Below are 20,627 nucleotides of genomic sequence, written 5' to 3' on the forward strand. Positions count from 1 at the left end.
CCCGGACACCTCTGGTCGGGAGTGGGCAACAGGCAAAGACAGTCAAGAATAGCGCGAACAGTCTGAAAGGTTCCTCACTGCACAGCATTGAGCGCGACTGGGCGGGCAAGGCCCTGCTTCGCGCTCGCGCTAAACTCTGATCGTTCGGACCGTGCTCTCGCTCTCGACGGTCGATTACTCATAGGGAGATCCCGTGTCTAGTGACGACGAATCATTCTCGACCGCAATGCGCGGTTATAACCGCGATGAAGTCGACAGTGCCGTCCAGGGGCTGCGGCGCGAACTGATCAAAGCCAACAGCGACAAGGTAGAAGCCACCAAAGAGGTCAAGCGTCTCAAGGCTACCGTCGAGGATCTGCAGGCGGAGATCGAGGAGACCGGGAGCCCTACTTATAGCGGGCTCGGCACGAAGCTGGAAAAGACACTCCGTGTGGCCGAGGAGCAGTCCACCCGTTTGATCAGTCAGGCGGACATCGACGCCGAACGGTTGCGCAGCAGTGTTCAGGGCGAGATCGAGGCGCTACGGCACGAGGCTGCCGATGCTGCCGAGCGCATCGTCGCGGACGCCAACGATGACGCGCAGACCATCCTCGAGCGCGCCACCACCGAGGCCGAGGAAATCCTCGCCCGCGCCCACGCCGAAGCAGAAACACTCACCAGCGACGCCCTCCGAGAAGCGGCCGCGATCCGGGGCGCCATCGCCACAGAAGCTGCCGAGGTGCGCACGAGTGCGAAACGTGAGGCGGCGGCGGTGCGTGCCGAGGGCGACCGCGAGGCAGCGGAGGTCAAGACCGTGGCCAGCCGTGAGGCAGCCGAGGCCAGGGAGCAGGCTGCCAAGCTTGCGCGTGAAACCGAACAAGCCAGGACGGAGTTCGTCAGCGAGAACGAGAAGCTCTGGGGTGACCTTGCCCGGGATACGGAACAGGCACGCACCGATGCCGAACGCGAGATTGCTGCGACACGGGCGGCGCTGGCGGCAGAGGCGGATCAGGCGCATGCCGACCTGGCCAGGGAACTCGACGAGGCGCGCACCGCACTGGAGCTTGAATCGGCCGCGACCCGCGCCCAACTCGAGCAGGAGCGGGCGGCGCAACGATCGGCTCTTTATCACGAGGCGGAACGCGCCCGGGCCGAATTGGAGCAGGAGATTACGCAGGCCAGGGACAGGTTTGAGGCCGAGATCGGCCAGGAGCGCTCCGAGTTGGTCCTGGACCTGGAGAAGCAGCGCACCGATCTCGCCAGGCAGATCGAGCAGGCCAAAGCGGATCTGACCCGCCAGAGCGAGAAGGTGCACGCCCAACTGACCTTCGAGGCCGACGAGGCGCGCACGAAACTGGCGCACGACGGGGAGCAAAGCCGGTTGGACCTCGAAATGGAACTCAAGGCCCGGCGTGACGAAGCCGAACAGGAATTCCTCAGCGGCCACCAAGAAGCCGTCGCACAGTCGCAGAAGTACCTTGATGAGGCGAACCGGCAGTTGACCGAGACGACGAAACGCGCCGCCGAGCAGCGACTGCAAGCCGACACGATCGCCGACCAGGCCCTGGCCGAGGCCAAGGAACTGCGCGCGAAGGCACAGGCCAGCGCAAAAGAGACGGTCAAGGCCGCCGAGGCTCGGGCGAAGGCGCTCGTCAAGGATGCGCAGAAACGTTCCGCATCGCTCGTGTCTGATGCCGAAGAACGCCTGGCCAAGATTAGGATTGAGCGCGAAGCTGTGGCCGGCTACTTCGAAAGCCTGCGTTCGGTGCTCACCGAGGCGGAGAAGATCACGGCGGATTAAGCGCGAGTCCGCGCCGAGAGGGGCTGTGTGAGAATCCAGAACGCATTCCGCTTCGGACTGCTGGGCGGACTCGGCGTTCTGGTCGCGCTCGGCATCGGCGCGGCGCTGGGTACGCTCACTACGATCCTGACCTATATCGGCGCGGCGCTCTTCCTCGCGCTCGGCCTTGACCCGGCGGTCTCCTGGCTTGAGCGGAAAAAATTTCCGCGCTGGTCGGCCATCCTCACCGTCATCGCCGGCGTGCTCGCCGTGTTCACCGGGTTGATCTTCGCCGTCGTGCCCGTCATCGTCGACCAGACCCAGAACCTGATCAAGGGCATCACACCACTGGTGGAATCCATCCAGGGCCAGAACTGGGTGGGAAACCTGCAAAAGAACTTGCCATCGTTCATCGATGTGCAGGCCGTGATCACCGGCGCGCTGGACTTCGTGCAGAACAACATTACGAAGATTGGCGGCGGCGTTCTCCAAGTGGGCATCGGCATCGCGAGTTTCGCGTTCGGGATCCTCATCGTGCTCATCCTCACGCTTTATTTCGTGGGGTCACTCAGCAGCATGAAGCGCGCGCTCTACCAACTGGTGCCGGCCTCGCGACGGGCGGGTTTCGAAGACATCGCCGAGCAGATCAGCACCGCGGTGGGCCGATACGTCGTCGGGCAAGCGACCATCGCGTTCATCAACGGAGTTGCCAGCTTCATCTACCTGTCGATCATCGGCGCCAAGTACGCCGCATTGTTCGCCTTCATCGCGTTTCTGTTCGCCCTGGTCCCGCTGGTCGGCACGCTGTCGGGCAGCATCCTGATCACACTCAGCTGTCTTCTTTTCGACGGTGTCCCGACCGCGATCGCCGCTGGAATCTTCTACCTCATTTACATGCAATTCGAGGCATACGTCTTGAACCCGAACATCATGAACCGCGCGGTGAAGGTACCGGGGGTGGTCGTGGTGATCGCGGCGCTGGCAGGCGGCACGCTGCTGGGCATCCTCGGCGCCCTGATCGCCATTCCGGTGGCCGCGGCGGTGCTGTTGATCGTGAACCAGGTGTTCATCCCCCGCCAAAACGAGTTGTAGTGCCGTGGCTGCCGATCAGGCGGCGTGATCGGGCCATTCTTCCGGCATGGGCAGGGCCGACGGGTTGACCCGCTTCAGGATCTCGGTCAGCACGCGGCGGGTCTGCTGCTCCCCGACCCAGAGGTGTTTACCTCCCTCAACTGCCACCACTTCGGCTTCTGGCACGACTGCGAAGCGTCTCGTGGCTTCTGCCGGGCGTAGGTACGAGTCGAACTCAGGGATCACGGCGACCAGGCGTTTTCCGCTGCCGGCCCACGCCGCCAGCTCTCCGTCACTGGTCCGCTTCAGCGGCGGCGACAGCAGGACCGCGCCGACAACCGGATAGCGCACACCGTACTGCAAGGCGATTTCTGTGCCGAACGACCAGCCGAGCAGCCACGGATTGGGAAGGTCGCGTTCGGCGACAAACGCCATCGCCGCCGCCAAGTCGTACTGCTCGTCGATCCCGTGCCCCCAGGTACCCTGCGAGGCGCCGCGCGGCGAACTCACACCGCGGAAGTTGAACCGCAGCACCGCCAGATCAGCGATTGCCGGCAGTCGGGCGGCGGCCTTGCGAATCACGTGCGAGTCCATGAACCCGCCTCCGGTGGGCAGCGGATGCAGCGTCACCAGTGTCGCCAGCGGTGACACGGTGAGCGGCGTGGCTAATTCCCCGACGAGCGTCAACCCGTCCGAGGTGCGCAGCTCGATGTCTTCCCGTCGCGCTGGAAGTTCCACCCCGCTTCTGATCTCCATCGGTTCCTACTTGATCTTCCAGCAGTGTGTGTGCCAGTGTCTCCTGGCCGCAATGTCGTCGGTTTCACCCATGATTCCGTCGGCGCGCCAGGCCACGATGTGCGCAGTCGCCGGGGGTATCTCGATTCCGCAGCCAGGGCAGGTGTAGTACTTCACAGCCGAGGTGGCGGCGAGCGATTGCACCGTCCAGAGGCCGTCCCGTTTGCTTTCGGTGCGCGGATGACCGAACAGGGCGCGGGTCAGGTCGACCTCGTCATCGTCGTCGCGGCTCGCCGCCGATCGGCGGGGACGATTGGACCTGGGCATACCTCCAGCCTATTCCGCCGCCCGTTTCAAGGAGTTTCTGTCCGCGCCAGCCCAGTTTTCCGGCATCCGGGCTGTCGGAGACAGAAAGTCCGTGAAACGGGACCCCCGCCGCAGGTCGGTTCGACCGGATGGGGATGCTAGGAGGGGTGGGGATGCTAGGAGACGAGTTGCGGAGTCATCGGAAGCGGCGGCGCCTGCAAGGTGCTCAGTACCAGCCCTTGGACTGCGACGATGCCCAGGCGCCGCAGGGTGTGCCGTAGCGGCCGCTGATATATCCGAGACCCCAAGTGATCTGGGTGGCGGGGTTCGTCTGCCAGTCAGCGCCGGCCGAGGCCATCTTGCTTCCCGGGAGCGCCTGCGGGATGCCATAGGCGCCGCTCGGGTTGTAGGCGTACACGTTCCAATGCGACTCGCGGTTCCAGAGCGCGACCAGACAGTTGAACTGGTCTTCGCCCCAGCCGCGGGCGAGCACCATCCCGTGCGCAATCGCCTGGGCTGATCCGGGGTTGGGCGTACCCGCGGCTGGCGCGCCCGACTTGCGTGTTGGCGCGGGCGGCGGCGGCGGCGGGACGACCTTCTTGGTGACGCCGTACGCGTCTCTGACCACCGTGGTAGCTTCTCCGCCGTCGGCGATCGCGAGGGTTTGGCCCTCGGAGGTACCCGCCTGGGCCCATTGAATGGCCGACGCCGCGTCGGCGGGATCCGGCACGATCATGTACACGAGGATGAAGACGAAGGCGATGGCGAAGGCGAAACCCGGCAGCGAGTACCTGCGGCGAAGTGGGGTCCTGAAACGGGTTACTGCCGCACCTGAGGGCGCCGACCGCACCACAACATCCGTATGCCTACCCACAATGTCCCGATATTAGCGCACGCCGGCTGCGAATTCACCACACTGGTTCATCGCACCGCCTGCATGACTTTGACCGCGCTGTCGAGCAGTAGGTCGACTTGAGCCTCTCGGTATCCGTGTTTTCGGGGGCGGAAGGCGACGGTGCGCACGTCATCGACGGTCATCACCAGCCGGTCCTCGAAGTACTTGAGCAGCCGGTTGGTGAACGCGTCGACTTCCTTGCGGTCATATCCGTCGGTCAGGATACCGGCCCGCTCGAACCGGTGCAGTGTCGGCCGGGAGAGACGGTCGACGATCTCTTGTGCGATCTGTCGTGCCTGGTCGTACCAGGCCTCTTCTCCCGCGGTAAGCAGCGCCTGCTCCCGCTCCCTGGTGGCAAAAGCGTCCTCGAGCCGCTCCAAGGCGGCATCCACGTGGCTCGGTGAATAACCGGCGCGCTGCAGGGAGAACGCCGTGCGCCGGATGCTCTCAGCGCTCACGGCGACGGGCTCACCTGGCGAGGTGGCGTAGGCGCGGCGGGCATCCTCGAGGAATTCCTCGACCTGTTCGATGTTGTAGCCACGCTGGGAACGGCGCGTGCGAGGGAAGGTTGTGCTCACCGGTCCATTCTGCCGCACGAGGTCAGCCTGGCCGGTGACAACGCTCACGCGAAGATCAAGAACAAGATGTAGGCGGCTAACGAACTGGGCAGAATGGAGTCCATCCGGTCAAGGAACCCACCGTGCCCCGGCAGCCAGGTGCTGATGTCCTTGACCCCCAGATCGCGTTTGATGAGCGACTCCATCAGGTCGCCAACCGTGGCGGTGAACAGCATCGTGGCGCCGAACACGAGGCCGAACCACGCCGGCATCCGCAACATGAACACCGAAAGCAGCACCGCCGCGATCAGTCCGACGGCCGCGGAGCCGGCGAAGCCTTCCCAGGTTTTCTTCGGGCTGATGCGCGGCGCCATTTTGTGTTTTCCGAACGACATGCCCGTCGCATAGGCTCCGGTGTCGACCGCCACCACCACGATGAGGAACGCCATCGTCCACCATTGGCCGGATGGTTTGGCGGTGAGCAGCACCGCGTAGCTGGCCAGGAACGGCACGTAGACCTGAACCAGGGTGCCGGCAGCGATGTCAGCCCATACTGCTCGCGCGCTGCCGCGATGGGCGGGGCGCATCAGGTCGGCCAGCCGCCACAGGGCCACGAACAGGATGCCGCCCAAGGTCACCAGCCACTTACCCTGATCGCCGAGATAGAACGCGGCGGGAACGGTCGCCAACGCAGCGATCACGGTGGCCCAAAGCGGAACTTCCCGCCCTGCGTGGCGGAGCGCCTTGGCCAGTTCGAACGCCGTGAAAACGACCAGAACTGCGGCCACGATCATGAACAGTGACTTGATCACCAGCAGGCTGACCAGCATGGAGCCGCCGAGCGCGAGGCCGATCAATATCGCCAGAGGAAGGTTCCGGCCTGTCCTGGCTTGGATCTTGACGTTGGCCTCGTCGAGCTGTGCCCTGGTCGCCTTCACTTGTGCGCGGATATCCGCAGTCGTGGCGTGGGCGCGCGCCTCGAGGTCGGCACGCCTCAGAAACCAGCGACGCTTCATCGGTCGAGACGGGCGGCCCTCCGGATCGTGCGCCATCTAAACCTCGAGGAGCTCCGCTTCCTTCTTGCGCAGCGCCTCGTCGATCGCATCGACCTGAGCCTTGGTGGTCGCCTCGAGCTCCTTCTCGGCGCGGGCCACTTCGTCATCTCCGACATCCGCTTTCAGCGCGTCAAGGTCATCCTTCGCTTTACGCCGGATGTTGCGAATCGCAACCTTGGCGTCCTCGCCCTTGCTGCGTACGATCTTCACGAATTCCTTGCGGCGGTCCTGCGTGAGCTCCGGCAAGGTCGCCCGCACGACGGTGCCGTCATTGCCGACGCTCGCACCCAGGTTCGTCGCCGCCACGATGGTCTTTTCGATCTCTTTGAGAGCGCCCTTGTCGTAGGGCGTGATCAGGAGCGTCCTCGCGTCGCTGTTGTGCAGGCCGGCGAGCTGGCTGAGCGGCGTGGGAGTGCCGTAATAGTCCACAAGCAACTTCTGGAACAGTGCCGGGTTGGCGCGTCCGGTGCGCACGCCACTGAAGTCGTCTTTGGCCACCTCCACGGCCTTGCGCATCTTTTCTTTGGCCTCGGCCAGTACATCGCTGATCACTGAGATCTCCTTAGGGGTCCGAGACGAGTTTAGCGGGAGGTCAGTTCGACACCAGGGTACCGATGCGCTCGCCGCGGATGGCCTTGGTCACGTTGCCGCTGGGCTCCATGCCGAACACCACCATGGGCATCTCGTTGTCCATGCACAGACTGAACGCGGTGGAGTCCACGACCTTCAGTCCCTGCACGAGTGCCTCCTGGTAGGTCACCTTCTCCAGCTTCGCGGCGTTCGAGTTGGTGCGTGGATCATCGTCATAGACGCCGTCGACACCGTTCTTCGCGACCAGTACCACTTCTGCGTCGATTTCCAGGGCACGCTGGGCGGCCACCGTGTCGGTGGAAAAGTATGGCAACCCGGCGCCGGCACCGAAGATCACGACGCGCCCTTTTTCCAGGTGCCGTTCCGCGCGACGGGGGATGTACGGCTCGGCGACCTGAGTCATCGAGATCGCCGATTGCACCCGGGTGGGCACTCCAGCCTTCTCGATGAAGTCCTGCAGCGCAAGCGCGTTCATCACGGTGCCGAGCATGCCCATGTAGTCCGCCCGGCCGCGGTCCATACCACGCTGGGAAAGCTCAGCCCCACGGAAGAAGTTGCCGCCGCCGACGACGATCGCCACCTCGACATCCACCGCTGCGGCCGCTATCTCCCGAGCGAGGGAGGCGATCACTTCCGGGTTGACGCCGAGAGCGCCCCCACCGAATGCCTCACCAGAGAGCTTGAGTAGAACCCGTCGCTTACGTTGTTCCGCCATGTCTGCTCCCTCGTCCGCGGCGTTTACAGGTTATTCGGCTCCCACCTTGAGACGGGCGAACCCTGTCACGGTGAGTCCCGCGTCGGTCAGCACTCGGCTCACGGACAGCTTGCTGTCCTTGGCATAGTCCTGATCGAGGAGCGCGATCTGCTTGAAGAACCCGGTCAACCGGCCTTCGACGATCTTGGGCAGCGCCGCTTCGGGCTTGCCTTCGTTCTTCGTCGTTTCGGTGATGATGGCGCGCTCGTGCGCAACGATGTCGGCAGGCACGTCGTCGCGGGTGAGGTACTGCGGGTCCGCGAAGGCAATGTGCTGGGCGATGCTGCGCGCGGTCTGCGCATCGTCGCCGGTGTAGGCAACCACGACGCCGACCTGTGGCGGCAGGTCCTTGCTCGTCTTGTGCAGGTAGATTTCGAACTTCTCGCCGGGCACCTTGGCAACCCGACGCAATTCGATCTTCTCTGCGAGCACCGAGGCGCCCTCGGTGACAACATCAGCCACCGTGGCGTCGTCCGCCTTGGCGGCGTTGCCTTCCTCGACGGTAGCGGCGCCTGCGGCCGCGACAGCGTCGAGAACTCGGTCGGCCAGTGTGATGAACTTCTCGTTCTTGGCGACGAAGTCGGTCTCGCTGGCAAGTTCGATCAGGGTCGCGTAACCGTCACTCGTCTTGCCGGTGACCAGGCCGTCCGAGGTGGTGCGGCCGCCGCGCTTGGCGACGCCCTTCAGTCCCTTGACCCTGATGAACTCGATGGCCTTCTCCACATCGCCGTCGGAGGCGACGAGTGCGTTCTTGCAATCGAGCATTCCGGCGCCGGTGCGATCACGCAGCGCTTTGACGTCAGCGGCGGAAAAATTCGCCATTACTTGACCTCTTCTGTTGCGGGGGTTTCGGACGAAGCGGGGGTTTCGGACGAAGCGGCGGCCTCGCCGGTGGCGGATGCCTCGGCAGCGTCAGCGGCCGGTGCGCTCGCTTCGGGGGTAGGAGCGGGAGTCTCCGCGGCAGGCGCGGCTTCTGCAGCCGGCGCGGCTTCTGCGGCAGGTGCGGCTTCTGCGGCCGGCGCTTCCTCGGTGGCGGCAGCCTCGGCAGCCGGCGCATCCGCCGCCGCGGCGGGTGCGGCCTCTCCGGCCAGAAGCTCAGCTTCCCAGGCGGCGAGCGGCTCGGATGGTGCGCCATCGTCCTCAGACTTCTGATGACGCTGGATCAGCCCTTCGGCCGCGGCATCCGCGATAATCCGAGTGAGCAGACCAACCGAGCGGATGGCGTCGTCGTTGCCCGGAATCGGATACTGCACCTCGTCGGGGTCGCAGTTGGTGTCGAGAATCGCAATGACCGGGATCCCGAGCTTGCGGGCCTCGTCGATGGCGAGGTGCTCCTTCTTGGTGTCAACGACCCAGAGCGCGGAGGGGGTCTTCGTGAGGTTGCGGATGCCGCCCAGGCTCTTGTGCAGCTTGTCGAGTTCGCGCTTCTTGATCAGAAGCTCTTTCTTCGTGAAGCCGGTGGTGGTGTCCTCAAAGTCGATTTCTTCGAGTTCCTTCATGCGGGCGAGGCGCTTGCTGACCGTCTGGAAGTTGGTGAGCAGCCCGCCGAGCCAACGCTGGTTGACGAATGGCTGGCCGACGCGCTGCGCCTGCTCCGCGATCGAACCCTGCGCCTGCTTCTTCGTACCGACGAAGAGCACCGTGCCTCCGTGGGCCACCGTCTCCTTGACGTAGTCGTAGGTCTTGTCGATGTAGGCGAGCGACTGCTGCAGGTCGATGATGTGGCTGCCGCTGCGCTCGGTGAGGATGAAGCGCTTCATCTTCGGGTTCCACCGGCGAGTCTGGTGACCGAAATGGACGCCGCTATCGAGCAGCTGGCGAATGGTGACAACGGCCATGAGCCGTCTCCTTCTCTGGGTACACACCGCTGAGCGGCGTGCATCCTGTTCTCAGTTGTTTATGGGCACCGGTCGGTGGCCATTCCTGGTGCCCGGCACGCTTCCGCCCCGATCATTCGCATGTGTCGGGGACTGGTGGAAGCTGTTGCCGCGTTGCAGAACGCACGCGGGCACGCGTAGTCACCCCGATCGCTCGGGATGCTTCGGAAACTATATCATCCGGTGCTGTGGTATCAGGGCTGTACCAATCGGGCGCTGTACCCCATCGGGCCTCACAATCGGTACTGGGTGCCTGTCCTCCACAGGCCCCGGCGCAGCCGGGCTTTCCCCGTTCGGCCGGTATCGCGCCTGCGCCCCGTTTCCAGCGTCGCAGAATGGGCGCATGCCGCTCCCGCGAACCCGACCGATCCGGTTTATCGGTTTGGCTGCCATGCTCGCGCTTGTGACGCCACTCCTGTGGTCTGCCACGCCGCCGGCCGCGGGAGCGGCACCCTCGGCCATCGGCTTCAATTGGCAGTGGCCGATCGATCCGCCATGGCTGGTCGTGAAGCCTTTCGTCGCGCCTGCAACGCCGTATGGGCCGGGACACCGCGGTATCGACCTCGCGGCGCCCGCGGGAGCCGCCGTGTACTCGCCGGCCGCCGGGGAAATCTATTTTGTCGGGACGGTCGTGAATCGGCCGGTGCTGTCGATCCGACATCCGGATGGGCTGCTGTCGAGCTTCGAACCGGTGACCTCACCGTTGACCGCCGGAGACGTTGTCCGACGCGGCGAGCGGGTGGGCACGCTGGAGCCGGGGCACTGCGCTGCCGTGTGCCTGCATTTCGGAGTGCGGCTGCACGGGCAGTACGTGTCGCCTCTGAAGTACCTCTCCGGCATCCCGCACTCGGTATTGCTGCCCGTGCGCCCCCTGTCCTAGTAGTCGCGCATCTACCGCACCCACCATTCCCCTCCCTGCAGACCGCCGGTGCCTTAACCCGTTTCACGGAGTTTCTGACATCCAGGCACATTTCCACAGGCATCCGAGGTCATCGGATACCGAATCTCCGTGAGATGGATCACACCGAGCCCGGTAAGCAAGCAGGCGAGTGTCGGTTCGTGGTGGCAGTAGCGACGCGGGCGGGTTAAAGGGCCTCGTCGAGTACGGGAAACCATCCGTGGCCACCTGTCGCTCCGGCCAGGTCCACAACCACCGGTCAGCCTCCCGCCCGCAGCCCGTTTCACGGAGATTCTGTCAAACATCCACCTGCATCCCAATCAGTCGGTGTGGGAATGACAGTTTTTCCTTGAAACGGGTTCAGGCAGCGGGCTGGGGGGGGTGGCGGTGGGGGCTGGGAAAAGGGGCGAGTTCAGGCGCGCGGATGCGCCAGCCGGTAGCTCTCTTTGAGCCGCTCCGTGGACACGTGGGTGTAGATCTGCGTAGTCCCGAGACTTGCGTGGCCAAGCATCTCCTGCACGGCCCTGAGGTTCGCGCCGCCGTCCAGCAGATGGGTCGCCGCGGTGTGCCGCAGCGTGTGCGGGCCGGACGGGCCACTGCCCGGGATGCCGACGAGCAGTCCCGACACGAGAGTGTAGACGGTGCGCACTCCGAGCCTGGCGCCGTGCTGACTGAGGAACAATGCGGGGCCCGGAGCGCTCGAATTCAGGGCAAGCACGGGCCGGCCGGAATCCAGGTAGGCGCCGACCGCACGGGAGGCCGGCACGCCGAATGGGACCACACGCTCCTTTGCCCCTTTGCCCAGAACGCGTACCGTCAATCGACCGAGGTCCAAGCTGTCCAGGTCGAGTCCGGTCACCTCGCTGACCCGCAGCGCCGAGGCGTAGAGCAGTTCAACGACGGCCAAATTTCGCAGCGACACCGGGTCGCCACCAGCTGCCCGGCTCATCAGTACGGAGAAGATAGATTCGACCTGCTCCGGAGTGAGCACCCTTGGCAGGTGGTGGCCGGCCTTTGGCGCCTTCAGTCGGACGGCGGCGTCTGTCTCTGTCTCCCCCCCGCGCGCCAGCCAGGAGGTCAACGCACGGGCTGCTGCCGAACGTCGGGCCAGCGTGGCAGAGGCGAGTGAAGCCTGGGAGCCCTGCCACAGCCAGTCCCGCAACAAGTCCAATGAAATTCCGTCGACGTCGTCGACACCGCACTCCTGGGCGAACGAGGCGAGAGCGACCAAGTCGGACCGGTAGGAGCGCACGGTGTGCTCGCTGAAACCCCGTTCCGCCCGCAGGTAGGTCGCGAAGTTCTCTATCGCCTGGGTCAACTGCACGTTCCCCATGGTCCCCCATCCAGGGTGGGAGATGCGGCGGAAGGTCAGCGCGCCGCGCATCCGGGGGTCGAATCCGCTGGCTTCACCGTCGTGCGCTCTGGTGCGAACCCTTCACCCAGCCCCTCTCCCGCTGCGCGATGATGCCGTCGATTTCTAGCGTCCCGAACACCGCTTTCACGGAGGCGACGGCCAGTCCGGCCCGACGGGCGACGTCGTCGACGTCCCGGGGCGAGCGGGCGCTCAGCGCATCCAGCACCCGGATTTCGTCCGTCGAGTATCCCGCGCCGACTGGCGTGGACGGCGACTCGTCGCTCACGGTGAAGTGCGGCATCAGCTCGGCCATTTCGTCAGAGTTCGTGACGCAGGTCGCACCGAAGTCACGGATCAACCTGTGGCAGCCAGCCGACATGGCGGAGGTGACCGGCCCTGGCACCGCCCCGAGCGGTCGGCCGAGTGTGGCGGCATGCCCAGCGGTGTTGAGAGAACCGCTGCGCCAGCCGGCTTCCATCACCACTGTTGCCTGACTGACGGCGGCAATGAGCCTGTTGCGTTGCAAAAATCTCCACTTAGTGGGCGCCGATCCGCACGGTAGTTCGGAGATCACCACCCCGGACTCGACGATTCTGGCGAGCAGCGCGTCGTGCCCGCTCGGGTAGAAACGGTCGACGCCGCCCGCGAGGATCGCCATCGTCTGTCCAGAACTGGCCAAGGCCGCGCGATGGGCCATCCCGTCGATCCCGTACGCTGCGCCGGACACGATGGCGATCCCGCGGTCCACCAGCCCCGCAGAGGCCTCCATGGTGATGCCCTCGCCATACCCGGTGGCCGCTCGTGCCCCGACCAAGGCGATCGAGTTGGAGACTGCGGCGAACGTGGAATGGTTCCCGCGCACCCACAGCGCCATCGGCGCGTACACGCCGAGGTCCGCAAGCCCCTCGGGCCAACCGGGATCTCCGGGGATGGCCAGCCGCGCACCGATTCTGGCCGCGAGCCGCAGAGCCGAGATGGTGGGGCCGGACACCAGCCTCGGCTGCCAGCGGGCCAGCGCCGTGGCGACCTCCTCGCCGTTCTCGTCGTCGCCGCCAGCGTCGGTGATGGCGGTGCGCACCCGATCAACGCTCCAACGCTCGATCACGGCCTTCAGAGCGTTGGCGGCACCGACGGCACCGACGAACACACCCGCCAGGCGGTCGCCGGGTTCGACGATGCCGGTCCAGGATGCGCGAGCGAACCGTTCGTCAACGTCTCCGGATGCGTCGTCGGACGTCACCGCCGCCATGAGCGGGGTGACCACTGTTTCTTCCAGCCCGAACATGGTCATGCGACCATCGCCTTTCTGAGATAGAGCGCCTGACCGACATGGTCGGCGCCAGGCCGGGCCGCGCCGTCGAGATCGGCGATGGTCCAGCTCACGCGCAACACCCGGTCGTACCCGCGCATGGTGATCCCGCCTCGCTCCAGCGCACGGTCGATCGCCGCCGTGTCAGCGGCGGAAAGCCGCATCCGGTGGCCGCGAAGCCAGGAGCCCGGGACCTCGGAGTTCAGCGACCAGGGAGTGCCGGCCAACCGTTGCGCCGCAGCGGCCCGAGCGGCCACCACCCGGCTCCTGGCGGCCTGCGAGCTGAGCCTCGGCGTTTCGTCGGCCAGTCTGAGCTGCGTAGTGGTGATCCGACGCACCCGGAACTGAATGTCGATGCGGTCGAGCAGCGGCCCGGAAAGTCTGGCCAGGTACCGCCGCCGGGCGATGGGGGCACAGGTGCAGTCGGAATCGCGACCCCCGTACTGCCCGCACGGGCACGGGTTGGCTGCCATCACGAGTTGAAAACGGGCCGGGAAGTGGGCGACCGCATTGGCCCGGTGGATGCTGATCGTGCCGGATTCCAACGGTTGCCGCAGTGCATCCAGCACGGTCGTGGCGAACTCCGGTGCCTCGTCGAGGAACAGCACGCCGTGGTTGGCGCGCACCGCGGCGCCGGGCCGAATCTGCCGGCTGCCGCCACCCACGAGCGCGGCGGCGGTCGCGGTGTGGTGCGGGCTCTCCAGCGGTGGCCGCGTCGCCAGAGAACGGCCGACCGGCAATCCGGACAGCGATCGGATCGAACTGACCTCCAGCGCCGCCGGCGGATCCAGGTCCGGCAGCACGCCCGGCAACCGGGCCGCCAGCATGGTCTTGCCAGCACCTGGTGGACCGACGAGAAAGACATGATGCCCGCCCGCCGCGGCGACGAGCATGGCTTCGACGGCGTCCTCGTTGCCGATGATCTCCGACAGGTCGCTGGTGTCCTGAACCGGCTCGGCGACTGCAGGACGGCGCAGCGGTTCGACGGGAACCGGTTGGAATGCTGCCCCGTGCCAGATCGCGGCATCGCGCAGCGACGCCACACCGACCACGCGCACCTCGGGCACCAGGGCAGCCTCATCCGCGTTGCCGGTCGGGACCATCACCGTGTCGAAACCCGCCCGCGCGGCCGCCAGCACGGCTGGCAGGATGCCATCGACCGGCCGGAGTCGTCCGTCCAGTCCGAGCTCGCCCAGATGCACGACTCGATCGACCGAATTCGCGTCGACGACCCGGTCGGCGGCCAGCGCAGCCAGGGCGATGCCCAGATCGAAGGCGGAGCCGTGTTTGGGCAACGCCGCCGGAGAGAGATTGACGGTGAGTTTTCGGCTCGGAAAGTCGCACCCGGAATTCGCGACCGCAGCACGCACCCGGTCTTTCGCCTCGCTGAGCGAGGTGTCCGGCAGGCCGATGATGACGAAACCGGGCAGTTGGCTGGAGATATCCGCTTCGATCTCGACGAGCGCACCGTGCAATCCGAGCAAGGCAACAGAATGTGTGCGCGCCAGTGCCATCAGAACACACCCTGCAGGTGGTCGAGTCGCGGCAGACCACCGGGAGGCGCGATGACCGCGATCGCGTCGATGCGGATCCGCCATGCATTTCCCGGGTGCGCCTCGCACCAGGCTCCCGCCAGCCGGCGCAGCCTGGCGAGCTTCGCTACGGTGATCGCTTCCAGCGGATGCCCGAAAGCCGTTCCGGAGCGCGTCTTGACCTCGACGAAAACGGTCTCATCGCCGTCGCGAGCGACGATGTCGATCTCACCAGCCGGACAGCGCCAATTGCGCTCGAGGATGACGTAGCCGCGCTGCACGAGGTGCTCGGTGGCGAGCTGTTCGCCCCGTGCCCCGAGGATGTCTTTCGCAGCCATGGCCACCTCCACGACGAGGATGACGCAACGGCGCACGAGCAAGACCGGATGATGCCCGAACGGGGCAGATCGACAACATCACCGTCCTGTGGAGGACAGGACGGGACAGTGGGTCTACTCGTCCAGCGCGAGTTCCTTGGGCAGTTCCAGCTCCTTGGAGGACAGCTCCTCCACGTTCACGTCTTTGAAGGTCAGCACGCGCACCGCCTTCACGAACCGGTCGGAACGGTACACGTCCCATACCCATACGTCGTGCATGGTCAACTCGAAGTAGAAATCGTGCTCGGTGTCCTGCCGCACGAGTTCGACCTCGTTGGCCAGGTAGAACCGGCGCTCAGTCTCCACCACGTACCGAAACTGCGACACGACGTCGCGATACTCGCGGAACAGTGCCAGTTCCACTTCCCGGTCGTAATCTTCGAACTCGTCCTCGTCCATTGAAGCCATCCTACGAGGGTTGCCGCCGGTCTGCTGATCGTCGGCGGCTGGGCGACATCCGCTGGTTTTACAGAAGAGCGGCCTGCAGCAGCTCTGGCTGCCTCAGCCAGCTGCGGCGGTGGAAATCGGTCGCGCCGAGCTGCTCGATCGCCGCGAAATGAGCGGCGCTGCCGTAGCCCTTGTTCTCGCTCCACAGATAGCCCGGCGTCATCGCATCCGCATCGATCATCAGATGGTCGCGATGCACCTTGGCGATCACGGATGCCGCCGCGACCGATGCGCACTCCTGGTCGGCCTTCACCCGGGTCTCCAGCCTCACCCTGGTGGCCAGCACCGGGTTCAGGTAATCGTACGAACCGTCCAGCAGCACGACACTTTCCTCGAGCACGACCCCGGCGCCCACCAGCGCCGCCAAGGCACGCTTGCCGGCCAGACCGAGAGCGATCGACAGCCCCAGTCGGTCGATTTCGCGTGGCGTGGCCAGCCCGACCGCCGAGTGCAGCGCCCACTTCCTGCTTTGCGGCGCCAAGAGCTCGCGATGCTTCTCACTGAGCATTTTGGAGTCCCGCAACCCCTTCGGGAAGCTCCGGATGCGACCGGCCACCACACACAGGCCGACGGCGACCGGTCCGGCGATGGCCCCCCGGCCGACCTCGTCACATCCGATCACGTACGTCACGCCGTCGCGGTGAAGTGCTCGTTCGTGTTTCAAGGTTGGGTCGACGACGACCATTCAGTTCCCCTTGTCCTCCACGCCGACAAAGACGGTGGGGTAATTGTCAAGCCAGGTCCAGTGGCTTGCCGGCCAGCTGACCAGGAACGCGCGACCCACCAGGTGGTCTATCGGCACAAAGCCCTTGCCCGGCTGATCGGTGTTGTACCGCGAGTCCTTCGAATCGTAACGATTGTCGCCCATCACCCACAGGGACTTGGGCGGCACGGTCACGGAGAAATCGTCGGCGGACACCTTGGTGACTCCCGCCGGTAGTTTCAGGTAGGGCTCGTCGAGCGATACGCCGTTGACCGTCATCTGTCCGAATGCGTTGCAACAGGCGACCTTGTCCCCCGGCAATCCGATGACGCGCTTGATCAGGTGGTCGTTGCTGTCCGGGGCGCTGAGGCCGACGACCGAGAGGAACCAGTCCAACCCGGCGGTAATCGGGTTCTGTACCACCGCCGGTTGGTGGGTGAGCCATCCGCCCGGGTCCTTGAACACCACGACATCGCCGTGCTCCAGGGGCACAACGTTCGGAACCAGCTCGTTGACGATGATGCGGTCGTCGACCTGCAAGGTGTTCTCCATCGACCCAGACGGAATGTAGAACGACCGGATCAGGAACGTCTTGATTCCCACGGAAATCAGGATGGCAGCAAGAAAGATGACGACGATGTCGCGGATGAACAGCTTCACACCTCTGGTGCGTCGCCGCTTGTCCTGCGACGCGCGTTCAACACGTGTCGGCGGCATTTCTACTGTCATGGGGCCCCCGGGTTCCTCACCATTTTAGATGCGACGTCACAGCGTGAGGCATCCGAGTTCGCTCCCGCTGGAGCGAAACCGACCAGTGGCGCCAGCCCGAGCTGTACGCCCGAGTGGGAGGTGGGCTCTAGTGGGAGGTGCGCTTTTCTTTGATCTTGGCCTTCTTGCCGTGGAGGCCGCGCAGGTAGTACAGCTTCGCGCGGCGCACGTCGCCGCGGGTAACGACCTCAATGTGGTCGATCACCGGCGAGTGCACCGGGAAGGTGCGCTCGACGCCGACTTGGAAGCTGACCTTGCGGACGGTAAAAGTTTCACGCAGGCCGTCACCGGAGCGGCCGATGACGACCCCCTGGAAGACCTGGACCCGGGAGCGAGTGCCCTCGACGATGTTGACGTGCACCTTGACGGTGTCGCCGGCGCGGAAGTCGGGGATATCGGAACGCAGCGATGCTGCGTCGACTGAATCGAGGATGTTCATGGTAGTTCGCTCTCTGTGACCGCCACAGGTCGATGACGGGGTCGGTGATGCACACGTGGATTGTGCCTAGAAAGGTGAAGCGACTCCCCTGTGGCAGAGTCATGCAACAGGCACAAGGGATAATTCTGCCATATCCGAGGGGCGGCTCGCGACAGCGGGGTCCGTCCGGGCCGGCGGGGTCAGCTCTTGGGATCGATTCTGATCACCGGGCCGCGTCCGGCGCCGTCGATCCTGCTCCCCGGCGCAGCCTGCCGTGTGGCCTGGTATTCGCCGGCCGGCACCGCGGTCAGCCCGGCGAAAGCCTGTTGCACTCGGCGTCTGGTCTCGACGTACAACTGCCAGATCGCCGCCCAGAACACGGCGACGGCGAGCATCACCACCAACACCGCCATCACCGGGTGCTGGGCAAATCCGGCCGCGATGATCGCCAGATACCAGGCGCTGAGAAGACCGACATCCAACCAGGACACCGCATGGCTGCGGCGCACGCTGCGGCGCGCCACCGTGAGGCCGACCACGATGAGCATCGCGACGGCCAGAATGGGGCTCACGAACAGCAGCAGCACGAACTCCCACCCGGTGCCGTCGATCACGATGCCGCGACCGATCAGCAGCCACAGTGGCAGAATCGGAACCGCCCCGAACTGCGCGTAGTACAAAGCTCGCCTTGCCACCATGGGGCCAGGGTACCCGGCGGTGCGTGAAGAATGGCTGGAAGAACGGAGATCGATGATCGAGCTGAGGACACCCGCCGAGATCGACGCTATGCGGCCGGCCGGCAGGTTCGTCGCCGACACCCTCGCGAAGCTGGCCCAAGCATCCGCCGTTGGTGTGAGCCTGCGGACCTTGGATGCTATGGCTGCGGAATTGATCCGCAAACGTGGCGCCACCAGCTGTTACGTCGATTATCACCCCTCCTTCGGCGCGATGCCCTTCGGCAAGGTGCTGTGCACCTCGGTCAACGATGCCGCCCTGCACGGCCTGCCGCACGACTACCGACTGCGGGACGGTGACTTGCTCAGCCTCGACTTCGCGGTCTCCGTGGACGGCTGGGTCGCCGATTCCGCACTGTCCGTCATCGTGGGGACGCCGCGCGAGGAGGATCTGCGACTGATCGCCACGGTGAACAGCGCTTTGACCGCCGGCATCGCCGCGGCGCAGCCGGGCAAACGGATGGGCGATGTCTCAGCGGCGATCGGAGCGGTGGCCAGGGCGGCCGGCTACGGGATCAACACCGATTTCGGCGGGCACGGTGTCGGCCACACCATGCACGGCGACCCGCACGTGCCCAACGACGGGCGCCCCGGCCGCGGCTTCCCACTGCAACCGGGGCTGGTCTTCGCGATCGAACCGTGGTTCATGCAAGGCACCGACCGGATCTTCACCGACCCGGACGGCTGGACCCTGCGCAGCATCGACGGTTCCAGGGCCGCACACGCCGAGCACACCATCGCGATCACCGACAGCGGTCCGGTCGTCCTCACCGCCCGCAGCTGACCTCCGCTTTCATCATTCAGGAGGTGGTGGTGCAGGAGTGCAGTCACGGGACGGATGTACTGCCCAGCAACCCCACTGGACACGGCAGTCACACACCCTCCTGAATGATGAAAGTCCGGGGAGCGGGGAGGGTGACGGGCAGGTTTACGGCAACAGGTCGGGCCGGATGGCGTGCGTGCGCTCGAGTTGCTGCTCGTGGCGCCACGCGGCGATGAGGCCGTGGTTGCCGCTGAGCAGCACCGGCGGAACCTCGAACCCGCGCCACTGCGCCGGTTTGGTGTAGCTGGGGTACTCCAGCAGCCCGCCGACGTGCGATTCCTCGACCAGGCTTTCCGGATTGCCCACCACGCCGGGGATCAGTCGCCCGATGGCCTCGATCATCGCCATGGCTGCCACCTCGCCGCCGTTGAGCACGTAGTCACCGAGGCTGACGGTGCGAACCCTGGCGCGGGTGGCGGCGTAGTCGATGACGCGTTGGTCGATGCCCTCGTAGCGGCCGCAGCCGAACACCAGCTGATGTTCGCCGGCCAGCTCAGCGGCAAGCGACTGCGTGAACAGCTCCCCAGCCGGGGATGGGAAGACGATCACCGGTGGTGTTTCGTTCTGCGCCTCGGACGCGTACAGGATGCTGTCGAGCACTTCACCCCACGGCTCCGGCTTCATCACCATGCCGGCTCCGCCGCCGTATGGCGTGTCGTCCACGGTGCGGTGCCGATCGAACGTGTAGTCGCGCAGGTCGTGCACTGCGAGGTCAATGAGACCGTTTTCGCGCGCCTTGCCCAGCAGCGAGACATCCAGCACCGAGAAGAACTCCGGGAAAATGGTGACGATGTCGATGCGCACGGCGGCCTACTCGGTGCTGTCCGGTTCGGGGCTGTCCGGTTCGGTGCTGTCCGGTTCGATGCTGTCCGGTTCGATGCTCGCGGGTCCTTCGGGGACTTCCTCGAAGAGGCCAGGCGGCGGGGTCACGGTGAGGGTACCGGCCTCGATGTCGACTGTCGGGACGATGGCGCTGACGAAGGGCACCAGCACGTCGCCGGTTCCGGTGGTGACCGTGAGCAGGTCCTGGGCCGGCAGGTGATCGATGGCGCTGATCGTGCCGATCGGGGCGCCGTCGCGCAGCACCGACAGGCCGATCAGTTGGTGGTCGTACCAGGCGTTCTCGGTGGAAGGTTCCGCGGGGTCGTGGTCGACCCACAAGATGGCTTTGACCAGCGTCTCGGCCACGGTGCGGTCGGGGACGTCTTTGAAGAACGCGACCGGATGCCCGTTGTACCACTTGAGCTCGTCGAGTTCGATGGTCTTGCCGTGCCAGGGTGAGCCGGTGGGCACCTGGAGCGTGAACACCGCCCCGGGGACGAAGCGCCGCTCGGGTTCGTCGGTGTACAGCTCGAGCTTGATGGCACCCTTCAGCCCGTGCGCCTTGGTGAGGCGCCCCACGCGCAGCTGAGTTTCTGCTGCCTTAGAAATCGGTGTCCACCACGTCCACGCGAACCTTGCGACCATCGGCCAAGGCCGTGATCAGACTGCGTAACGCCTTCGCGGTACGACCGGCGCGACCGATCACGCGGCCGAGGTCCTCGGGGTGCACCCGCACCTCGAGGACCTCGCCGCGCGCTGACTCCTTGGCGACAACATGCACGTCGTCGGGGTTGTCGACGATCCCCTTGACGAGGTGTTCCAAGGCAGCAGACAACATTGAT

General features: G+C 65.4%; 25 protein-coding genes. 4 read left to right on the plus strand and 21 right to left on the minus strand.

Features of this window, described 5'->3' with window-relative positions:
- The first annotated feature begins 193 nt into the window (after window positions 1-193).
- Together ABFX56_RS03640 and ABFX56_RS03645 are read left to right on the plus strand one after the other, a co-directional pair.
- The gene (locus ABFX56_RS03640) at window positions 194-1,780 is read left to right on the plus strand and encodes a hypothetical protein (protein WP_346231912.1); all 1,587 of its coding nucleotides are present in this window, start codon (window positions 194-196) and stop codon (window positions 1,778-1,780) included.
- Window positions 1,781-1,807: 27 nt separating this feature from the next.
- Window positions 1,808-2,851 (plus strand): AI-2E family transporter, encoded by a 1,044-nt coding sequence (locus ABFX56_RS03645; RefSeq protein ID WP_346231913.1) that lies wholly within the window; start codon window positions 1,808-1,810, stop codon window positions 2,849-2,851.
- Between the two features lie 15 nt (window positions 2,852-2,866).
- Here the strand turns inward: ABFX56_RS03645 and ABFX56_RS03650 are convergent, their stop codons facing one another.
- The 9 genes from ABFX56_RS03650 to rpsB form a co-directional block, all read right to left on the minus strand.
- The gene (locus ABFX56_RS03650; protein WP_346231914.1) at window positions 2,867-3,586 is read right to left on the minus strand and encodes an alpha/beta hydrolase; all 720 of its coding nucleotides are present in this window, start codon (window positions 3,584-3,586) and stop codon (window positions 2,867-2,869) included.
- Between the two features lie 6 nt (window positions 3,587-3,592).
- Window positions 3,593-3,892, minus strand: a complete 300-nt coding sequence (locus ABFX56_RS03655) for a hypothetical protein (RefSeq protein WP_346231915.1) — start codon at window positions 3,890-3,892, stop codon at window positions 3,593-3,595.
- 205 nt (window positions 3,893-4,097) lie between these two features.
- On the minus strand, window positions 4,098-4,745 hold the full coding sequence (locus ABFX56_RS03660) for an aggregation-promoting factor C-terminal-like domain-containing protein (protein ID WP_346231916.1): 648 nt from the start codon (window positions 4,743-4,745) through the stop codon (window positions 4,098-4,100).
- A gap of 47 nt (window positions 4,746-4,792) precedes the next feature.
- Window positions 4,793-5,344, minus strand: a complete 552-nt coding sequence (locus tag ABFX56_RS03665; protein WP_346231917.1) for a DivIVA domain-containing protein — start codon at window positions 5,342-5,344, stop codon at window positions 4,793-4,795.
- Between the two features lie 44 nt (window positions 5,345-5,388).
- The gene (locus ABFX56_RS03670; protein ID WP_346231918.1) at window positions 5,389-6,375 is read right to left on the minus strand and encodes a phosphatidate cytidylyltransferase; all 987 of its coding nucleotides are present in this window, start codon (window positions 6,373-6,375) and stop codon (window positions 5,389-5,391) included.
- Window positions 6,376-6,930 carry a ribosome recycling factor gene (gene frr / locus ABFX56_RS03675; protein ID WP_346231919.1) on the minus strand — a complete coding sequence of 185 codons (555 nt, stop codon included), beginning with the start codon at window positions 6,928-6,930 and terminating at the stop codon, window positions 6,376-6,378.
- Window positions 6,931-6,970: 40 nt separating this feature from the next.
- Window positions 6,971-7,684: a UMP kinase gene (pyrH, locus tag ABFX56_RS03680; protein WP_346231920.1), complete on the minus strand. Its 714-nt coding sequence runs from the start codon at window positions 7,682-7,684 to the stop codon at window positions 6,971-6,973.
- A gap of 30 nt (window positions 7,685-7,714) precedes the next feature.
- A complete protein-coding gene (tsf, locus tag ABFX56_RS03685) occupies window positions 7,715-8,545 on the minus strand; it encodes a translation elongation factor Ts (protein ID WP_346231921.1) in 831 nt (276 codons plus the stop codon).
- Window positions 8,545-9,561 carry a 30S ribosomal protein S2 gene (gene rpsB, locus ABFX56_RS03690; RefSeq protein ID WP_346231922.1) on the minus strand — a complete coding sequence of 339 codons (1,017 nt, stop codon included), beginning with the start codon at window positions 9,559-9,561 and terminating at the stop codon, window positions 8,545-8,547. The genes tsf and rpsB overlap by 1 nt, the downstream gene beginning before the upstream one ends.
- 382 nt (window positions 9,562-9,943) lie before the next feature.
- Between rpsB and ABFX56_RS03695 the strand changes: the two genes are divergently transcribed.
- Window positions 9,944-10,480, plus strand: coding sequence for a M23 family metallopeptidase (locus ABFX56_RS03695; RefSeq protein WP_346231923.1), 537 nt, complete (start codon window positions 9,944-9,946; stop codon window positions 10,478-10,480).
- 430 nt (window positions 10,481-10,910) lie between these two features.
- Here the strand turns inward: ABFX56_RS03695 and ABFX56_RS03700 are convergent, their stop codons facing one another.
- The 9 genes from ABFX56_RS03700 to ABFX56_RS03740 form a co-directional block, all read right to left on the minus strand.
- Entirely contained in the window at window positions 10,911-11,882 is a 972-nt protein-coding gene (locus ABFX56_RS03700; RefSeq protein WP_428834394.1) for a tyrosine recombinase XerC, read from the minus strand.
- Window positions 11,883-11,904: 22 nt separating this feature from the next.
- Window positions 11,905-13,143 (minus strand): DNA-processing protein DprA, encoded by a 1,239-nt coding sequence (gene dprA, locus ABFX56_RS03705; RefSeq protein WP_346231924.1) that lies wholly within the window; start codon window positions 13,141-13,143, stop codon window positions 11,905-11,907.
- Window positions 13,140-14,675, minus strand: a complete 1,536-nt coding sequence (locus ABFX56_RS03710) for a YifB family Mg chelatase-like AAA ATPase (protein WP_346231925.1) — start codon at window positions 14,673-14,675, stop codon at window positions 13,140-13,142. The genes dprA and ABFX56_RS03710 overlap by 4 nt, the downstream gene beginning before the upstream one ends.
- A complete protein-coding gene (locus ABFX56_RS03715) occupies window positions 14,675-15,031 on the minus strand; it encodes a YraN family protein (RefSeq protein WP_346233138.1) in 357 nt (118 codons plus the stop codon). The genes ABFX56_RS03710 and ABFX56_RS03715 overlap by 1 nt, the downstream gene beginning before the upstream one ends.
- Window positions 15,032-15,145: 114 nt before the next feature.
- Window positions 15,146-15,469, minus strand: coding sequence for a DUF2469 family protein (locus tag ABFX56_RS03720; RefSeq protein WP_346231926.1), 324 nt, complete (start codon window positions 15,467-15,469; stop codon window positions 15,146-15,148).
- Window positions 15,470-15,536: 67 nt separating this feature from the next.
- Entirely contained in the window at window positions 15,537-16,202 is a 666-nt protein-coding gene (locus ABFX56_RS03725; RefSeq protein WP_346231927.1) for a ribonuclease HII, read from the minus strand.
- Window positions 16,203-16,937 (minus strand): signal peptidase I, encoded by a 735-nt coding sequence (gene lepB, locus ABFX56_RS03730; protein ID WP_346231928.1) that lies wholly within the window; start codon window positions 16,935-16,937, stop codon window positions 16,203-16,205. It lies immediately after the preceding gene.
- 139 nt (window positions 16,938-17,076) lie between these two features.
- The gene (gene rplS / locus ABFX56_RS03735; protein ID WP_346231929.1) at window positions 17,077-17,427 is read right to left on the minus strand and encodes a 50S ribosomal protein L19; all 351 of its coding nucleotides are present in this window, start codon (window positions 17,425-17,427) and stop codon (window positions 17,077-17,079) included.
- Window positions 17,428-17,606: 179 nt separating this feature from the next.
- A complete protein-coding gene (locus tag ABFX56_RS03740) occupies window positions 17,607-18,104 on the minus strand; it encodes an MFS transporter (RefSeq protein WP_346231930.1) in 498 nt (165 codons plus the stop codon).
- 52 nt (window positions 18,105-18,156) lie between these two features.
- Here ABFX56_RS03740 and map point away from each other — a divergent pair, with 52 nt between their 5' ends.
- A complete protein-coding gene (map, locus tag ABFX56_RS03745; RefSeq protein WP_346231931.1) occupies window positions 18,157-18,924 on the plus strand; it encodes a type I methionyl aminopeptidase in 768 nt (255 codons plus the stop codon).
- A 144-nt stretch (window positions 18,925-19,068) separates the two neighbouring features.
- Here map and trmD read toward each other — a convergent pair whose 3' ends face one another.
- From trmD to ABFX56_RS03760, 3 genes are read right to left on the minus strand one after another with little or no spacing between them, the layout of a single operon-like run.
- Window positions 19,069-19,767: a tRNA (guanosine(37)-N1)-methyltransferase TrmD gene (gene trmD, locus ABFX56_RS03750; protein WP_346231932.1), complete on the minus strand. Its 699-nt coding sequence runs from the start codon at window positions 19,765-19,767 to the stop codon at window positions 19,069-19,071.
- 6 nt (window positions 19,768-19,773) lie between these two features.
- A complete protein-coding gene (gene rimM, locus ABFX56_RS03755; protein WP_428834395.1) occupies window positions 19,774-20,364 on the minus strand; it encodes a ribosome maturation factor RimM in 591 nt (196 codons plus the stop codon).
- A gap of 22 nt (window positions 20,365-20,386) precedes the next feature.
- Window positions 20,387-20,623, minus strand: coding sequence for an RNA-binding protein (locus ABFX56_RS03760; RefSeq protein ID WP_346231934.1), 237 nt, complete (start codon window positions 20,621-20,623; stop codon window positions 20,387-20,389).
- Window positions 20,624-20,627: the final 4 nt, after the last annotated feature.

Source organism: Parafrigoribacterium mesophilum, from assembly GCF_039652555.1.
Classification (GTDB): domain Bacteria; phylum Actinomycetota; class Actinomycetes; order Actinomycetales; family Microbacteriaceae; genus Parafrigoribacterium; species Parafrigoribacterium mesophilum.

Bases quoted from the DNA above. Each gene is read 5' to 3' on its own strand.
- ABFX56_RS03650 (WP_346231914.1), bottom strand. From the start codon at position 3,586: ATGGAGATCAGAAGCGGGGTGGAACTTCCAGCGCGACGGGAAGACATC.
- ABFX56_RS03655 (WP_346231915.1), bottom strand. From the start codon at position 3,892: ATGCCCAGGTCCAATCGTCCCCGCCGATCGGCGGCGAGCCGCGACGAC.
- ABFX56_RS03670 (WP_346231918.1), bottom strand. From the start codon at position 6,375: ATGGCGCACGATCCGGAGGGCCGCCCGTCTCGACCGATGAAGCGTCGC.
- pyrH (WP_346231920.1), bottom strand. From the start codon at position 7,684: ATGGCGGAACAACGTAAGCGACGGGTTCTACTCAAGCTCTCTGGTGAG.
- tsf (WP_346231921.1), bottom strand. From the start codon at position 8,545: ATGGCGAATTTTTCCGCCGCTGACGTCAAAGCGCTGCGTGATCGCACC.
- rpsB (WP_346231922.1), bottom strand. From the start codon at position 9,561: ATGGCCGTTGTCACCATTCGCCAGCTGCTCGATAGCGGCGTCCATTTC.
- ABFX56_RS03695 (WP_346231923.1), top strand. From the start codon at position 9,944: ATGCCGCTCCCGCGAACCCGACCGATCCGGTTTATCGGTTTGGCTGCC.
- ABFX56_RS03700 (WP_428834394.1), bottom strand. From the start codon at position 11,882: ATGCGCGGCGCGCTGACCTTCCGCCGCATCTCCCACCCTGGATGGGGG.
- dprA (WP_346231924.1), bottom strand. From the start codon at position 13,143: ATGACCATGTTCGGGCTGGAAGAAACAGTGGTCACCCCGCTCATGGCG.
- ABFX56_RS03710 (WP_346231925.1), bottom strand. From the start codon at position 14,675: ATGGCACTGGCGCGCACACATTCTGTTGCCTTGCTCGGATTGCACGGT.
- ABFX56_RS03715 (WP_346233138.1), bottom strand. From the start codon at position 15,031: ATGGCTGCGAAAGACATCCTCGGGGCACGGGGCGAACAGCTCGCCACC.
- ABFX56_RS03720 (WP_346231926.1), bottom strand. From the start codon at position 15,469: ATGGACGAGGACGAGTTCGAAGATTACGACCGGGAAGTGGAACTGGCA.
- ABFX56_RS03725 (WP_346231927.1), bottom strand. From the start codon at position 16,202: ATGGTCGTCGTCGACCCAACCTTGAAACACGAACGAGCACTTCACCGC.
- lepB (WP_346231928.1), bottom strand. From the start codon at position 16,937: ATGCCGCCGACACGTGTTGAACGCGCGTCGCAGGACAAGCGGCGACGC.
- rplS (WP_346231929.1), bottom strand. From the start codon at position 17,427: ATGAACATCCTCGATTCAGTCGACGCAGCATCGCTGCGTTCCGATATC.
- ABFX56_RS03740 (WP_346231930.1), bottom strand. From the start codon at position 18,104: ATGGTGGCAAGGCGAGCTTTGTACTACGCGCAGTTCGGGGCGGTTCCG.
- map (WP_346231931.1), top strand. From the start codon at position 18,157: ATGATCGAGCTGAGGACACCCGCCGAGATCGACGCTATGCGGCCGGCC.
- ABFX56_RS03760 (WP_346231934.1), bottom strand. From the start codon at position 20,623: ATGTTGTCTGCTGCCTTGGAACACCTCGTCAAGGGGATCGTCGACAAC.